The following is a 14,677-nucleotide window of genomic DNA, read 5'->3' on the forward strand; positions in this document are numbered from 1 at the left end:
CTTAGCGGTTTTGGGGGGCCAGGATCGGCAACCCTTACTTCATGAATCAGCGACTACAGACCATAGGCCTTCGCTGCGCTGCCAATCACCAATCCCATGATCTGCGAAATCGCGGTCCTTCCAGCTTCGCTAGCAGCTCCTCCTGCAACCTTTTTGAGCGCAGAGCCGACTGAGGGGCTATCAGCTAATGGCGACACTTGGCCAAGTATGTTCATGCCTTGTTGTGTCAGGGATACACCCATAACGTTAGCCTCAAAACTTTGGTTGAAGCGAATAAAGCCTTCATCGCGCATCCAGAGCAAAAGATGATCAAACACCAGTTCTTGGTCATATTTGCTTGTAACGTGCGTCTTGGTCATCACCTCGAGGTAGTGAAAATCGCAGCGTTGAGGCCAAATCTCGTATAGTTCGCCCAAGATAAAGGCCGCCCAAGCTTGGCCGGTTTCTGCGTTTGAAACATATCGCACTTCGTGGCTTTCATCCGGCATTCCGAGGATCCTTCTTTAAGCGCACCCCTGCGCCTTCGCCATTTTCTGAGACGAAGATCACCCCGGCCGTTTCCAAGGCGGTGCAAATGGCATCACCAGTCGCAGCTCTGCCACCTATGTCGCCATCGGCAGATTCGAGCCGTTTGATAGTGGGCTCCGAAATTCCCGACGCTCGCGCAAGATCAGATTGCGACCAGCCAAGCAACGCCCGTGCCGCCTTCACCTGCCGTATTGATACTTTTGGTATTGACAACTTGATTGCCCTTATTTGATACTATCCGTATTAAACCATCGAAATGGAGTTAAATCAATGGCCCAACAAACCCCGATTCATCGGGCCGGTATAGGCTTGCCTGTCGCTAGACTGTTCGACGTTCACGACATGCTGACCCTCGCCTTGGACGCGACCGATGGCGATGCGCAGCGCTGGCAATTGCCAGAGGCTCGCGGCTACATGCGCAACGCCCTGCGCCAAGTGAAGCGGTTGCTTCCATCGGAAGGCGGTGCCCAATGACCGAGCCGAATCCTGCGCTGGACAGCGCGCCCGACCTACCGGCGATTTCCGACATTCTCCTTGATACACTCCAGTTGCAGGGCCTGATCGAGGCGCTCGACATGCTGCAAGAGCTGGGCGGTGCGAAGTCCGCGCCGATCTGGGCGGTGGTCACAAGCGCGGTGCCGCTCGCGCGCAAGATTTCCCGCGATATTGAGAGGGTGATGTGATGGGCACCAAATTCACGCGCCGCACCCTGCTGACAGCCGCACCTGTGCTTGCTCTGGCCTTCATGCCGGAATCACCCGCCCTGCCGCCAAGCGGTCCGCCGCAGCTTGTGGTCGAGGATAATTCCTTGCTCTAGTTTTTCCAGACTTTGCGACGGATGGACAAAGCAGGCCATGCAAGAATGGTGGAAATGTTGCAAACACACGATCACAAGATTTTCAATGCCCTTGCAGACCCAGTCGAACGCTACTGCGCAGAGCTAGGCGCTGCGGATCCTTTGCCGATCAATGACAAGCGCGAGCGAGCAATGATCTAAAACAGGTTCGGAAAAACCCGTATTGACACAGGGGGATCAACGGGTTTATCTGAACCCATCCACAAACGGGTTCGGGTGGCCCGATAGATATTTAGGAACAGAGAATGAACCTTACCGACCTCACGTTCACAGTCTCGGAAGTCGCATCTTTGACCGACGAAAAGGTTGAAACCGTCAAGACTTGGCGGAAACGCGGATACTTTACCTTCGAAAAGAGTGCGGCGATTGGGTGGCAGCGGTTTTCTTGGGACGAGCTATTTTCCATCGCCGTCTTTTCTGAGGTCATCGGTTCGGTCGGTAGCCATGAGCTGGCTGGGTTCGCGGGTGGAATCGCGCCGCAGATGGCCGATGAAATCCGAGGTAGCGCAAAGCCGTATTTCATTGGGGCAAAGCACCGAGAATTGGGCCTTCACTCCGAAGTCGTTTACGGCGCTGATGGTATCAGCCATCACTTGAAGCAGATGCTTTCTGCTGACAAATGCTATGGCTGCTACGTGGTGGTGGACTATGCCTCGATCATGCAGCGGCTATCGGAAAAATTCGCGAAGATCAGCGAGGAAGCGTAATGGCAAGCGCGAACCTCAATATCAACGTCACCGAAAAGCGGATGATGAGTGAGGCCGAAGCCGCAAGCTATTGCGGTTTCGTGGCTGCTAAGCATTTCAAGGTCTGCTGCAACGTCCAGCCGGTCAATTTGGGCGGCAAGGTTCTGCGATATGACAAGCGCGACCTCGACCAGTGGATAGACACCGAAAAGACAGGCGATGCTGACAACAGCCGCGAAGCCATTCTGTCGAGGCTTTGATGACAGTTATTCGCGTCAAAGGTTTTAAGATATTCAGGGATAAGAAATTGCCTTTTGCTTTGCGGTGCTATCATCGCGCGACCGGGCACAAGATCGACCTTGAAAAAGCACCGATTGGCAGCGCCCAGTTTTTCGCTGAGTGCGAGAAAATCAAAGCTTTGGCCGACGCGTTGAAATCGAAGCAACCCAAAGCGGGAACGCTGGGCGGCATCATCGCAATTTACTTTGCCGAGGATCATTTCAAAAACCTGTCAGACCGCACCCGGCGCGACTATCGCAAGTGTGCAGCTTTCCTTGAGAAGATCCTCAACACCCCGGTGCATTCTATCGACACGCCGCTGATTGCCGGAATCCACGAGAAGGCGGCAAGCAAGATTGGCTGGCGTCAGGCAAATATGCTGCGCACTTTTCTGAGCGAAGTTTTCCGCCATTGTGTGCCCAAGGGGCTGATTAGCGCCAACTTTGCCGAAGCCGTGATTGTAAAGCCGCGACCGCGCGACCTGGCCTATGCAAACCGGCCTTGGACCGACGACGAGCGGGCAACCGTTCTTGCCCTAGCTCCTGCACATATCCGGGTCGCGCTGGCGTTAATGGCAAACACTGGCCTTGACCCTTCGGACGCTCTGCACCTGCGCCGCGATGCAATCGCAAAAGGCGTTATCTGGGCACGTCGCGGCAAAACGGGGCAAGAGGTTCCGTTGCCCATTGCCCCGAATTTGCAGGCAGCTTTTGACGCGTCACCCAAGCATGACGCCTTGACTGTGCTGGCGAACGCTTCTGGCCTACCGTGGACTTACAACGGGTTTTCGACTGTCTGGCACCGATTCAAGGTAAAGCAGGTTGAAGCCGGGGTAATCCCCGCTGATCTGACTTTGAAGGGCCTGCGCCACACAGTCGCGACCGTGTTGCGCGAGGCAGGCGTGCATCCGCGAGAGATTGCCGATTTGCTAGGTCAGAAAACTGAGAGCATGGCGCATCACTACTCTAGGAATGCGCGCCTTGCAGATAGCAACCGCAAGACCATTGAAACCCTCGAGAGTGAGACTGAACGGCGAACAAAAGTTGTCAAACATTTTCCCAAAAGCGTCAAGCCGTAAGAAAGGATTGATCTGTGAACTCGAAATTATCTAGCGATAACAATGGGATAATGTGGTGCCCGGAGACGGAATTGAACCGCCGACACGCGGATTTTCAATCCGCTGCTCTACCAACTGAGCTATCCGGGCACATCTACAAGGCATTACCTTGCTTGGTGGCGGGGTGATACGTTACAGGCGCGGGGCTGTCCAGAGGGTTTTGCCAGAAAAATGCACTGCGCAGTAGATCATTGCGGGCGGTGCTTCGGGTCACTTAAATCTTCCGGGTTTTCGTCGTCAATCGCCGCAGCGGGGATGGCATAACTGCCGGTAAGCCATTTACCCAAATCAACATCTGCGCAGCGGCGTGAGCAGAAGGGCTTGTATTTCTCGTCCGATTTGCGGGCACAAATCGGGCAGGTCATGCCAACACCTCGGTCAACGGTAAGCGATCCCGCTTGCGCGTGATCTCGTAAAGGCCAAGCGTGGTCCAGCCCGCTAGATTGATCTCGGATTCCGATTTGAACGCGGCGCGGATGACTTGGTCGAGGATGGCACGATCTTTTTTCGGCATCGGTGCGAAGTCGATCACCACTTGGCCGCCAAGGCCGCGCAGGCGCAGTTGGCGTGGCAGTTCGCGGGCAGCGGCGATATTGGCCTTCAAAGCTGCACCGGGTGAGGTGTCATTTCCGGTGTTCACATCAACCGCTAATAGGGCGCGGGTGGGCTCGATCATCATGTGACCTTGGCCAAGGTCAACGCGCGGGGTTAGGAGGGCGTCGATCATCTCCAGCACGTCGTGGTCAGCAAAACCGCCCTCAATCACCTCATCGGGTTCAGGATCGGCCCAGTCGCGCCAAGCGGTTTCATGCGCGCCTGCGCCCTCGACCAGCAGTTCGGCATTGCCCAAGGTGTCGGCCAGAACGGCTTGCGCCAATTCGCGCATTGCGGCGATGTCTTCGGCGATTTCGTCATCATTGGCATGGGTGCAGGCGGAGCGCAGGATTAGGCCAAGCGCCTCATCAGCGCCCTTCATGGCAGCTTTGGCGAGGGCTTCGAGACCATCGCGCAGTGCTTCGTCTTTTATGCGACGTGAGATGTTCAGGCCAGGGGCACCGGGGGTGACGATGGCATAACGGGATTTGAACAGCAGGCGGGTGGTGACGGGGTATGCCTTGCCTGCCTCAGCCGGTCCGGTGATCTGCACCAGCAGGCGTTGGCCCGGCGCGATACCTGCGGTTTGGCGCAAGAAACCTGAGCCCTCGGGCAGCTTCACGAACAACCCGCCTTGGCCCTTCATCGGGCGGTCGGCGACGGCGCGGTAGATTGCACCCGGCAGTGGGGCGTCGGTGATCGGGTCAATCGCCAGATCATCAAGCTGGCCATCCACGATCAGCGCGGCGGCAGGACGGTCTTTCAGGGTATCTAAGAGGACGGTGCGGGTCATTGGCTTTTCCAGACGGGGTAGCCTGCGGCGGCAAGCAAAGCTGCGGTTTCAGCCAAGGGAAGGCCAACGATGCCGGTAAAGCTGCCGGAAATCCACGGGATGAACGCGCCAGCAGCGCCTTGGATGGCGTAGGCGCCGGCTTTGCCTTGCCATTCCAGTGAGGCGAGATAGGCGTTCAGCTCTACGTCGGACAGGCGTTTCATCTTCACGGCGGAGACACTTTCGCGGCTCCAGATCTTGTCACCCCGGCGCACCGCGATGGCGGTGATGACTTGATGCCGCCGCCCGCCGAGGTCGGTCAAAAACCGCGCCGCCTCGCCTGCGTCGGCGGGTTTGCCGAGGATACGGCGGCCGAGGGCAACCGTGGTGTCTGCGGTCAGGATGATATCATCGGGGCTTGCCATGACCGCAAGCGCCTTTTCCCGCGCGAGGCGGGCGCAGTAGGGGCGCGGCAGTTCGCCCTTATGCGGGTCTTCGTTGATGTCGGGAGGGAGGATGGCGTCAGGTATGATGCCAAGCTGCGCCAGAAGTTCCTTCCGGCGCGGGCTGCCTGATCCGAGGATGAACCGCATCAGCTTGCCCCGCGCGTCTTGATCCGAAAACCGGTACCCACTTTTCGGGACACGCTCACTTGAAGCGGTAGTTGATGCGGCCTTTCGACAGATCGTAAGGCGTCATTTCGACCTGCACCTTATCGCCTGCCAGAACCCGGATGCGGTTCTTGCGCATCTTGCCTGCCATCACCGCGATCAATTCATGGCCGTTGTCGAGTTCAACCTTGAATGTCGCGTTGGGCAAGAGTTCCTTCACGACACCGGGGAATTCGAGGATATCTTCCTTGGCCATGGTCTCTCCAATAGGATTTAGCCCGCGGAAGCCGCAGGCATTGCGGGCGATATGGACTTGTTGCGGGGGATTTTCAAGGGGAAAATCGGGGTGCTTTGGGAGGAAAGCAAGAGCCTCCGGCGGGGGTATTTGGACCCAAAGGATGGGCTGGTCCCAACTCGGGACCTTTTTTTATTCATTGATTACAGATGGATAGGGCGGTCATATTAAGGGATTTTTAACGATTTCGACGGTTTGGGCCGCGCGGACGGCTTGTTCGGGCCAGTGTTTGTGGTTGAAAACGGAGCCTGTGCTGCGCACGGTTTCGACGGCGGCAAGGTCGATTTCGGCGATGGCCCAGCCGGGTTCGTTCAGCGCGGTTTGGGCGAGAATCCCGGTCTCGGGGAAGCCTTTGTCAGAGGGGCCGTAGATCGCGGCGGCGCCTACGTTTTCGTCCACAGCGGGGCAGAAATCGCACAGGCCCACAGTTGGAGCGTGAATGACGACGCATTGACCTTCCAGCGCGCGGGCCATCGCGCCCACTTTGACGCGGGTATATCCGGCCAAAGTGTCGGTGCAGGACGGCACGAGGATAATCTGCGCGCCTGCCTCGATCAGCGCGCGGGCGAGCAGGGGAAACTCGCTGTCATAGCAGATCAGCACGCCGATTTTGCCTATGGGGGTGTCGAACAGTTGCAGCGGGTTGCCTGCGACCACATTCCAAGTCTCGCGCTCAAATCGGGTCATCATCTGTTTGTCTTGATGGCCGATGATGCCGTTCGGGCCGTAGAGGGTGGCGCGGTTGGAGGGGCGGGTCGTGCCGAAATATGGGGCGGAGGCCCCAAGGATATAGAGGGTATGCTTTGCTGCGAGTTGGCAGTGCAGAGCATCGACGGCAGGGCCGTGGCGGGCGACTGCGTGCAAGGCCGCTTCAAGATCTTCCGAGACTTCGCGGGGCGCAAGCGAGGCCAGTTCCATGCTGCCATACTCCGGAAAAACCAGCAGGCTCGCGCCCATTGCTACGGCGTCTTCAACCCATATGGTCAGTTTGTTGGTATATTCCGCGAAATCGACAAGGCGGGAGAGCGGGTAGGCGGCGGCTGCGAGGATCATGGCGGGCCTTTGGGTAGGGTGGGTTTTTAACCCACCGTTATGGGGCGGTGGCGCGGTGGGGTGGAACCCCACCCTACAGTTTGCGCATCCAGAATTGCAGGTGTTTGGTGGTTTCTGCGCTGTCACCTAGGTCTTTCCACGCAAATTCGGCCAGCACGCCAGGGAGCGGCTCGTAACCCCGGCCCATCCAGAAGGCATCGTTAGAGCGGGCGTTTTCTGGCTTCATCGGATGGCTTTCCGGGCGTTTGACCGAGCAGAACGCGACATAGGCACGGTGCATGGCGCGGGCATGGTCTTCGCGCAGATCAATGAAGCGGTGGCCCAGACCAATGCCGCGATAGGCGGGCAGCAGCACGGATTCGGCACCGTAGAGGATTTCCGTGAGGGGGGTGTTCAGGGCGCGAAACGGGGCGGAGAACGCCTCGGCATGGTCCTCCATCAGGGTTGAGGTCGAGGCGCCGACCAAGCGACCTTCATGGAAGGCGCCGACCAAAAGCGCGCCGGGATTGTCGCGGTAGGTTTGCAGGTAAGCCCGTTCGTAGTCGAGGTTTCCGTCGTAAAGATAGGGCCAATCCCGGAAAATCGCGATGCGCAGGGCGGCGACATCATCCAAGGCGGCCTCTAGTGCTGGGCCAGTCAGGGCGCGCACCTCGATCTCAGCGGCCAGATCGGCGGTCACACCGAGACCTGAGCGATCCAGTCGTTGAGATTGTAGAAGGTGGTGATGCGGGAGATTTTGCCGTCCTGAAGGTCGAAGAACGACCCGGCGGGCAGGATGTATGTCTGGCCGCGGGCCTCGGGCAGCCCGGGGTCGGTTTTAAGATAGGCGCCGTGGACCACGAATTCGGCGGCGGCGCGGGTGCCCGTCTCGTTGACGAAAATCTCAATGTCTTTCAGCTGCTCGCGGTAGGACACGCCCATATGCGTGCAGAATTCGGCAAACTTTTCGCGGCCAAGCCGGATGCCGCCCTCGTTGACGCGGTGCTCGATGCCATCGGTGACGCAGGCGAGCATGCCCGTGGGGTTCTCGGCGTTGAAAGCTGCGTAATAGGCGGTGACGGTGTTGCGGGCGGATCGGGTCATGGCGGCCTCATGCAGGATTTTGCGCATGGTGGCACGCGGGGCAGGCATGGTCCAGACCGGGATCGGCAGGATGGCGGCGGTTTGCGACAGGGGTTGCCCACTGTCGCAAGGTGCTTGGATTGCGCTTACAGCGCCGCCTTGATCGTGGCGGCGATTGGCGTGGTGTGTCGGCCGATCAGTTTTGACAGGGTGTGGCTTTCATCCAGCAGCGATCCATGGGAGGCAGTGTCGTCGCAGTCAGCAAGGATGTTGGCGAAGGCTTCGGGCAGGCCGAAACTTTGCAGGATGCCCGCGTAGGTGTCTTTCGGCAGATTGTTGAAGGGAATGGTCTTGCCGGTTTGCTTTGAGACTTCGGCGGCGAAATCGGCCATCGTATGGGGCACGTCGCCTGCGAGTTCGTAGGTTTTGCCTGCATGGCTGTCGTCCAGCGCCGTCACCGCGATGGCTTCGGCATAATCCGCGCGGGCGGCAGAAGCGATGCGGCCATCGCCGGAAGCGCCGATCAGGGCGCCGTGTTCAACCGAGGCTTTCAGTGATCCGGTGTAATTCTCGGTATACCAGCCGTTGCGCAGAATGGTGGCGGGGATGCCGGCGGCCTTGAGGGCGGCTTCGGTGGTGATATGGTCTTGCGCCAGGATCATCGGCGAGGCGTCGCCTTTGAGGATCGAGGTGTAGACGATGCGCTTGACGCCTGCGGTCTGAGCGGCGGTGATCACTGCATGGTGTTGTCCGGCACGGTCGTTGAAATCGTTCGAGGAAATCAGCACGAGCGTGTCGATGCCTTTGAGGGCAGGCGCAAGGGTTTCGGACTTGGTATAGTCGAAAGCGCGGGCCGGGGTGCCGCTGATCTTGGCGGGGTCGCGCACGAGGGCGACGAGATCAGCCTGCGGCGCGCGGGCTTTCAAGGCTTTAAGGGCGAGTTGGCCGAGGGCACCTGTGGCGCCGGTGAGTGCGATGGTCATGGCTGTCTCCTGTGTGGTCGATGGCGCAGAGATACGCCTGTACTTACGAAAGGGAAGTACGTACATTTCTGTTAGTTTAAAGTTTTGCCGCGAAGGGGTGCAGGATGAATGTCGAGGTGGAGTTTCCGCCGAATGTGCTGGCAGCGGATTGTCCGTCACGGGCGGTGTTGAAGCATTTGACCAGCCAATGGGGGGTGCTGGTGATGTTTGCCTTGCAGGATGGCACCTTGCGATTCTCGGCCCTGCGGCGACGGGTGGGCGGGGTGTCAGAGCGCATGCTGGCGCAGACATTGCAGGCTTTGGAGGGCGACGGGCTGGTGCTGCGGGTGGCGCATCCGGTGGTGCCGCCGCATGTGGAATACTCGCTGACCGTACTGGGAGCGGAGGCGGCAGAACTGGTAGGGGCGTTGGGTCGCTGGATTGAGGCGAATTTGCCGCAGATGCAGGCGGCGCGGGCTGTGCGGGGATAAGGTTGGGGGTTTCACACCCCCAAACCCCGTGGGATATTTGGGCCAGTCTGAAAGCAAATTTTAGATAAAGTTTAGGGGTTTAGAGTTCGGTTGGCGGGCCGAAGCGGTCGAGGATGCGGATTTTGATCTGATCGCGGGCTTGGCGGTAGGCGGAAAGTTTGGCATCGCGACCCTCACCCAAGGCTGTCGGGTCGATGATCGGCCAGTATTGGACCTCAAGATGGTAGGATTTGGTCAGATCGAGGGCGGCGTGTTGGCTGGCGGGGGATAGCGCTATGATCAGATCGAACTGGCCCAGATCGTCGCCAAGATTTTGCATTTCCTCGAACGACCGCGCGCGGTGGCGGGCGAGCTCGATGCCCAACTCGGCGCAGACGGCGATGGAAAAGCCGTCGACCTCCATATCGTTCTTCACCCCCGCCGATTGCACATAGGCGCGTTGGCCGTAGAATTTCTTCATCATCGCTTCGGCCATCGGAGAGCGAACAGCGTTGTGATCACAGCAGAACAGCACCGATTGCGGAAATGCCATCATCAGCCCCAGTGCAGAACGCAGATCAGGGTGAACAGGCGGCGGGCGGTGTCGATATCGACCTTGGCCTTGCCCTCCAGCCGTTCCTGCAACACCCGCGCGCCCTCGTTGTGGATGCCGCGCCTTGCCATGTCGATGGCTTCGATCTGGCTGGGGGGCAAGCGTTTGACGGCCTCAAAATACGACTCACAGATCTGGAAGTAGTCTTTCACCACTTGGCGGAACGGCCCAAGCGACAGATGGAACTCTCCAACTTTTTCCGTGGCGTCATTGGCGATATCAAACACCAGCCGCCCCTCGCGGATCGCCAGACCCAAGCGGTACGGCCCCGGCACCGTGGCGCGGTCGTCGCGTGCAGGCAGGGTGAAGGTGTTGTCCTCCAGCAGATCAAAGATCGCGACATTGCGTTCCTGCTCGATGGTCGGGGTGACACGGGCGAGGCCCTTCTCATCAATGTCGATGGCGCAAATCCGGTTGGTCATGCCGCCCCGCCGTTCAAGCGATCCAGCCGCGCGCGCACCGACAGCCCATGCGCTTGCAGGCTTTCCGAGATCGCCAGCCGTTCAGCGGCGGGGCCAATCAGCGCCAGCGCCTCGGGCGTCATTTTGGCCAAGGTGGTGCGTTTGACAAAATCCATCACACTCAATCCTGAAGAAAACCGTGCCGAGCGGGCGGTGGGCAACACATGGTTCGGACCGCCAACGTAATCGCCGATGGCTTCCGGTGTCCATGCCCCTAAAAAGATTGCGCCGGCATGGGTGATTTCAAGGCTCAACGCCTCGGGATCTGCGGTGCACAGCTCCAGATGCTCGGGGGCTATGCGGTTCGACAGCGCCGCTGCCTCATGCAGATCGCGGGTGATGATCACCGCGCCATTGTCGCGCCAAGATGCGCCCGCAATATCGCGACGCTCCAGCGTGACAAGGCGCTTTTCGACGGCAAGAGCAACGGCTTGACCAAAAGCGGCGTCATCGGTGATCAGGATAGATTGGGCAGATGTGTCATGTTCGGCTTGGCTGAGCAGATCGAGCGCGATCCAGTCGGGGTCATTGTCACGATCCGCGATCACCAGAATCTCTGACGGCCCGGCGATCATGTCAATGCCAACCCGGCCAAACACCCGGCGCTTGGCGGCGGCCACATAGGCATTGCCCGGCCCGGTGATTTTATCAACTGCTGCAATGGTTTGGGTGCCATAGGCGAGGGCCGCCACCGCCTGCGCGCCGCCAATGCGGTAGATGGTGTCAACACCTGCGATCCGGGCCGCCAGCAGCACCAGCGGGTTGACGATGCCGCCGGGGGTCGGGCAGGTGATCACCAGCCGCTGCACGCCCGCAACTTTGGCGGGGATGGCGTTCATCAGCACGGATGACGGATAAGACGCGGTGCCGCCCGGTACATAAAGGCCCGCGGCAGAGACAGGCGTCCAGCGCCAGCCCAAGCTTGCGCCTGCGCTGTCTGTCCACATCTCGTCTTTTGGCATTTGGCGGGAGTGGTAGGCGCGGATGCGCTGTGCGGCGAGTTCCAATGCCGCGCGATCTTCGGGCGATACTCTGGCACATTCTGCCTCGATCTCGTCCGGGGTGAAGGCGAGGCTTTCAGCCGTCAGCGTCAGTCGGTCGAATTTGGTGGTCAAATCCAGCACGGCTTGATCGCCACGGGCGCGGACATCGGCGATGATGCCCGCTACGGCCTGATCGACATCCTCGGCCTCCTCGCGCTTCATTCCCAACAGGGCGTTGAAACGCGCCTCAAAGTCGGCGTCCTGGGTTGACAGAAAACTGGGCATGGCGGCCTCCGGGAATTGCTGCGCTTGCATAGCGGCTGGGGCAAGGTGCTGCAAGAAAAACGCAGAGGACAGACGTTGATGTCGCATCCCAACCGCGCGTCAGCGCTAAAGAGGCTTGCGGCGTAAGCCGCACTGTCAGATCCTGCCAACAGGCGTTCAGAGCGGTGCGGGTTTACAAGGGATCGGACACCGCGGCCTCGCGTTTCCCTCGAACGCGGTTTCCGATGCTTTTGTTTCCCTGAAAACCTGAACCGCTTTAACCGCCAAAATGTGAGAAGCGGTAGGGCGAGGTGCCGTATTTCTTCCGAAACGATTTCGAGAAATGCGAGGTCGAGGCATAACCGCAGGCCACCGCCACCTCTGTCACCTTCAGATCGGTTTCCGCCAAAAGCGCGCGCCCGCGCGCCAAACGCAGGTCGTTCATGTAGCGAACGGGCGTGATGTTGAGATAGCGGTTGAACAGCCGCTCGATCTGGCGGCGTGACAGGGCCAGATGGGCCGCACAGGCATCAAGTTCAAAGTCCTCCTCGATATGCGCCTCCATAAAGGCCGCCGCTTGCAGTAATTTGTCGTGACGGGTGCCAAGGCGGGCGGCAAGCGAGGTGGTTTGCAGATCTTCTTCCTGCCTGCGCTGGGTCAAAAGGCACATGTTCATCACCTCTTGCCCCAAGGCGGGGCCGAAGCGGTCGTTGATCAGCTTCAGCATCAGATCGGCGGCTGCGACACCGCCTGCACAGGTCATCACCCGGTCATCAATGCAGAACACTTGCCGCGCGGGCAGAAGATCGGGGTGGTTCTCGGCAAAAGCGTCGATATTGTCCCAATGCATGGTAAAGCGGTGACCCTTCAGAATGCCCGCTTGCGCCAAAGCATAGGCCCCGGTGCACAGCCCCCCCACCACGCGCCCCCGCCGCCACAACGACCGCAGCCAATCGCCCAAGGCTTGGCTGGCTTTGCCCTCGGGTTCCACACCAGAACAGACCAGCACCATGCCCTCCGGTTTCGCCTGACCCCAAGCACCATCGACCATAATGGGTACACCGTTGGAGCAGGCCACCGGGCCGCCATCATCTGACAGCACCTGCCAGCGAAACAGCACCCGTTGCGTCAGTTGATTGGCCATCCGCAAAGGCTCGATCGCCGAGGAAAACGCCAGCATGGTAAATTTCGGCAGCAGCACGAAGGCCACGTCCAGCGGCTCTGGATGCCCGGGCAGCATCACATGCGCCGAGCCTTTGGCAACGTATTTCTGCGCATCGCTCATAACGGCCCCCTCGGGCGCAAGCATAGCAGAACCGCCTGCAGGCTGCATCAGGTGCGAATGCCCGCGAAGCGTTGCTGCCAATCGGCGCGTTCTTCGTCGGTGATTTTGCGGAACAGGTTTTCCGGCACCCTGAAGGCGTGACCTGCGGGCAGGGCTGTCATCGCGGCGGCCACGTCATCGGGCCAAGTCCAATCCTCCGTTCCCATTGCGGCCATCATGGCGGCGGCCGCATCGGGGATGAAGGGTGCGGAAAGGATGGCATAAACCCGGATCAGGTTCAGGCTAAGGCGGATCATCGCCTGCGCGCGCTCGGGGTCGGTTTTCACCACCGTCCAAGGCGCTGCGGCTTGCAGATATTCGTTGCCGATCACCCAGATTGCGCGCAACTCGGCGGACGCCTTGCGGACCTCCATCGTCTCCATACAGGCGGCGTAGTCCTTGATGCGGGTGCCGAGGTCTTCGATCAGCCGGGCTTCCTGTTCGCCAAATTCGCCGGCGCTTGGCACTTCGCTGCCGAACTTCGCGACGCAAAATTTGGTGACGCGGCTGACGAGGTTGCCCAGCACATCCGCCAGGTCTTTGTTCACCGAAACCTGAAAATTCTCCCAAGTGAATTCAGAATCCGCAGATTCCGGGGCGTGGCTTAGCAACCACCAGCGCCAGTAATCCGACGGCAGGATCGACAAAGCCTGATCCATGAACACGCCGCGCCCGCGTGAGGTGGAGAATTGGCCGCCGTCATAATTCAGGTAATTGAAGGACTTGAGGTAATCGACCAGCTTCCACGGTTCACCCGACCCCAGAATGGTCGCGGGGAAAGACAGCGTGTGGAACGGCACATTGTCTTTGCCCATGAACTGGTAATAGCTTACATCCTGCGCGCCCATATCGGTGCGCCACCAGCGTTGCCACGCGGCATCTGGCAAGCCCTGCGCATCGGCCCATTCCGCAGTGCAGGCGATGTATTCGATCGGGGCGTCGAACCAGACGTAGAACACCTTGCCCTCCATCCCCGGCCAGATCTGATCGCCCTTTTTGACCGGGATGCCCCAGTGCAAATCGCGGGTGATGCCGCGATCCTGCAAACCGTCGCCGTCGTTCAGCCATTTTTTCGCGATTGAAGTGGTCAGAATTGGCCAGTCTTTTTTGCTGTCAATCCAAGCCTCTAGCTTATCGCGCAACGACCGTTGGCGCAGATAAAGATGCTTGGTTTTGCGCACCTCAAGATTGGTTGATCCCGAAATCGTCGAATGTGGGTTGATCAGATCGGTGGGGTCTAGCTGCTTGGTGCAGTTGTCGCATTGATCGCCGCGGGCAGATTCATAGCCGCAATTCGGGCAGGTGCCCTCGATATAGCGGTCGGGCAGAAAGCGGTGATCGTCAATGGAATAGATCTGTGATTCCTCGACCTCGCGGATCAGCCCCGCCTCGGCCAGCTTGCCTGCGAAATGCTGCGTCAACAGATGGTTGCGCTGGCTAGACGAGCGCCCGAAATGGTCAAACGACAATCGAAAGCCGCGCGCAATCTCGGCCTGTACATCATGCATTTCGGCGCAATATGCGGCGACAGGCTTGCCGGCTTTGGCGGCTGCAAGCTCGGCAGGCGTGCCGTGCTCATCCGTGGCGCAGATGAACATCACCTCGTGGCCGCGGGCGCGGTTGTAGCGCGCGAACAAATCGGCGGGCAGTTGGCTGCCCACCAGATTGCCCAAGTGCTTGATGCCATTGATATAAGGAATGGCGGAGGTGATCAGAATCCGTGCCATGCGATGCCCTTTCCCGTCAG

General features: G+C 59.4%; 22 protein-coding genes and 1 tRNA gene. 7 read left to right on the forward strand and 16 right to left on the reverse strand.

Features of this window, described 5'->3' with window-relative positions; translation table 11 throughout:
- Nucleotides 1-53 precede the first annotated feature (53 nt).
- Together Q7V03_RS11675 and Q7V03_RS11680 are read right to left on the reverse strand one after the other, a co-directional pair.
- Nucleotides 54-488: a hypothetical protein gene (locus Q7V03_RS11675; protein ID WP_304925769.1), complete on the reverse strand. Its 435-nt coding sequence runs from the start codon at nt 486-488 to the stop codon at nt 54-56.
- Nucleotides 478-711 carry a helix-turn-helix domain-containing protein gene (locus Q7V03_RS11680; RefSeq protein ID WP_304925770.1) on the reverse strand — a complete coding sequence of 78 codons (234 nt, stop codon included), beginning with the start codon at nt 709-711 and terminating at the stop codon, nt 478-480. The genes Q7V03_RS11675 and Q7V03_RS11680 overlap by 11 nt, the downstream gene beginning before the upstream one ends.
- Nucleotides 712-798: 87 nt before the next feature.
- On the opposite strand from Q7V03_RS11680, the gene Q7V03_RS11685 reads away from it, so the two are divergent.
- The 6 genes from Q7V03_RS11685 (at nt 799) to Q7V03_RS11710 (ending at nt 3,427) form a co-directional block, all read left to right on the forward strand.
- Nucleotides 799-1,002 (forward strand): hypothetical protein, encoded by a 204-nt coding sequence (locus Q7V03_RS11685; protein WP_304925771.1) that lies wholly within the window; start codon nt 799-801, stop codon nt 1,000-1,002.
- Nucleotides 999-1,211, forward strand: coding sequence for a hypothetical protein (locus Q7V03_RS11690; RefSeq protein ID WP_304925772.1), 213 nt, complete (start codon nt 999-1,001; stop codon nt 1,209-1,211). Before Q7V03_RS11685 ends, Q7V03_RS11690 begins: the two co-directional genes overlap by 4 nt.
- Nucleotides 1,211-1,345 carry a hypothetical protein gene (locus Q7V03_RS11695; protein ID WP_304925773.1) on the forward strand — a complete coding sequence of 45 codons (135 nt, stop codon included), beginning with the start codon at nt 1,211-1,213 and terminating at the stop codon, nt 1,343-1,345. Before Q7V03_RS11690 ends, Q7V03_RS11695 begins: the two co-directional genes overlap by 1 nt.
- Before the next feature lie 284 nt (nt 1,346-1,629).
- A complete protein-coding gene (locus Q7V03_RS11700; protein ID WP_304925774.1) occupies nt 1,630-2,091 on the forward strand; it encodes a hypothetical protein in 462 nt (153 codons plus the stop codon).
- The gene (locus Q7V03_RS11705; RefSeq protein WP_304925775.1) at nt 2,091-2,330 is read left to right on the forward strand and encodes an AlpA family transcriptional regulator; all 240 of its coding nucleotides are present in this window, start codon (nt 2,091-2,093) and stop codon (nt 2,328-2,330) included. The genes Q7V03_RS11700 and Q7V03_RS11705 overlap by 1 nt, the downstream gene beginning before the upstream one ends.
- Nucleotides 2,330-3,427 carry a tyrosine-type recombinase/integrase gene (locus tag Q7V03_RS11710; RefSeq protein WP_304925776.1) on the forward strand — a complete coding sequence of 366 codons (1,098 nt, stop codon included), beginning with the start codon at nt 2,330-2,332 and terminating at the stop codon, nt 3,425-3,427. Before Q7V03_RS11705 ends, Q7V03_RS11710 begins: the two co-directional genes overlap by 1 nt.
- 53 nt (nt 3,428-3,480) lie before the next feature.
- On the opposite strand, the gene Q7V03_RS11715 is transcribed toward Q7V03_RS11710, so the two are convergent.
- The 9 genes from Q7V03_RS11715 to Q7V03_RS11755 all read right to left on the reverse strand — a co-directional run bounded on the left by Q7V03_RS11715 (nt 3,481) and on the right by Q7V03_RS11755 (nt 8,836).
- Nucleotides 3,481-3,556, reverse strand: a tRNA-Phe gene (locus Q7V03_RS11715).
- A 98-nt stretch (nt 3,557-3,654) separates the two neighbouring features.
- Entirely contained in the window at nt 3,655-3,831 is a 177-nt protein-coding gene (locus tag Q7V03_RS11720) for a DNA gyrase inhibitor YacG (protein ID WP_304925777.1), read from the reverse strand.
- Entirely contained in the window at nt 3,828-4,853 is a 1,026-nt protein-coding gene (locus Q7V03_RS11725) for a ribonuclease E/G (protein ID WP_304925778.1), read from the reverse strand. The genes Q7V03_RS11720 and Q7V03_RS11725 overlap by 4 nt, the downstream gene beginning before the upstream one ends.
- Nucleotides 4,850-5,425 carry a nucleoside triphosphate pyrophosphatase gene (locus Q7V03_RS11730; RefSeq protein WP_304925779.1) on the reverse strand — a complete coding sequence of 192 codons (576 nt, stop codon included), beginning with the start codon at nt 5,423-5,425 and terminating at the stop codon, nt 4,850-4,852. Before Q7V03_RS11730 ends, Q7V03_RS11725 begins: the two co-directional genes overlap by 4 nt.
- 55 nt (nt 5,426-5,480) lie before the next feature.
- Nucleotides 5,481-5,699, reverse strand: coding sequence for a translation initiation factor IF-1 (gene infA, locus Q7V03_RS11735; RefSeq protein WP_054005112.1), 219 nt, complete (start codon nt 5,697-5,699; stop codon nt 5,481-5,483).
- Nucleotides 5,700-5,900: 201 nt separating this feature from the next.
- A complete protein-coding gene (locus tag Q7V03_RS11740) occupies nt 5,901-6,791 on the reverse strand; it encodes a carbon-nitrogen hydrolase family protein (RefSeq protein ID WP_304925780.1) in 891 nt (296 codons plus the stop codon).
- Between the two features lie 73 nt (nt 6,792-6,864).
- Nucleotides 6,865-7,470 carry a GNAT family N-acetyltransferase gene (locus Q7V03_RS11745; protein ID WP_304925781.1) on the reverse strand — a complete coding sequence of 202 codons (606 nt, stop codon included), beginning with the start codon at nt 7,468-7,470 and terminating at the stop codon, nt 6,865-6,867.
- Nucleotides 7,467-7,874: a nuclear transport factor 2 family protein gene (locus tag Q7V03_RS11750; RefSeq protein ID WP_304925889.1), complete on the reverse strand. Its 408-nt coding sequence runs from the start codon at nt 7,872-7,874 to the stop codon at nt 7,467-7,469. Before Q7V03_RS11750 ends, Q7V03_RS11745 begins: the two co-directional genes overlap by 4 nt.
- 125 nt (nt 7,875-7,999) lie before the next feature.
- On the reverse strand, nt 8,000-8,836 hold the full coding sequence (locus tag Q7V03_RS11755) for an SDR family oxidoreductase (protein ID WP_304925782.1): 837 nt from the start codon (nt 8,834-8,836) through the stop codon (nt 8,000-8,002).
- Nucleotides 8,837-8,940: 104 nt separating this feature from the next.
- Between Q7V03_RS11755 and Q7V03_RS11760 the strand changes: the two genes are divergently transcribed.
- A complete protein-coding gene (locus Q7V03_RS11760) occupies nt 8,941-9,306 on the forward strand; it encodes a helix-turn-helix domain-containing protein (protein WP_304925783.1) in 366 nt (121 codons plus the stop codon).
- Nucleotides 9,307-9,385: 79 nt separating this feature from the next.
- On the opposite strand, the gene Q7V03_RS11765 is transcribed toward Q7V03_RS11760, so the two are convergent.
- The 5 genes from Q7V03_RS11765 to metG all read right to left on the reverse strand — a co-directional run bounded on the left by Q7V03_RS11765 (nt 9,386) and on the right by metG (nt 14,657).
- Entirely contained in the window at nt 9,386-9,838 is a 453-nt protein-coding gene (locus Q7V03_RS11765; RefSeq protein ID WP_304925784.1) for a low molecular weight phosphatase family protein, read from the reverse strand.
- Nucleotides 9,839-9,840: 2 nt separating this feature from the next.
- The gene (locus Q7V03_RS11770; RefSeq protein WP_304925785.1) at nt 9,841-10,320 is read right to left on the reverse strand and encodes a UPF0262 family protein; all 480 of its coding nucleotides are present in this window, start codon (nt 10,318-10,320) and stop codon (nt 9,841-9,843) included.
- A complete protein-coding gene (gene hisD / locus Q7V03_RS11775; RefSeq protein ID WP_304925786.1) occupies nt 10,317-11,627 on the reverse strand; it encodes a histidinol dehydrogenase in 1,311 nt (436 codons plus the stop codon). The genes Q7V03_RS11770 and hisD overlap by 4 nt, the downstream gene beginning before the upstream one ends.
- 256 nt (nt 11,628-11,883) lie before the next feature.
- The gene (locus Q7V03_RS11780; protein ID WP_304925787.1) at nt 11,884-12,891 is read right to left on the reverse strand and encodes a GlxA family transcriptional regulator; all 1,008 of its coding nucleotides are present in this window, start codon (nt 12,889-12,891) and stop codon (nt 11,884-11,886) included.
- Between the two features lie 47 nt (nt 12,892-12,938).
- Entirely contained in the window at nt 12,939-14,657 is a 1,719-nt protein-coding gene (metG, locus tag Q7V03_RS11785; RefSeq protein WP_304925788.1) for a methionine--tRNA ligase, read from the reverse strand.
- Nucleotides 14,658-14,677 lie beyond the last annotated feature (20 nt).

The organism is Cypionkella sp., from assembly GCF_030652235.1.
GTDB lineage: Bacteria > Pseudomonadota > Alphaproteobacteria > Rhodobacterales > Rhodobacteraceae > Cypionkella.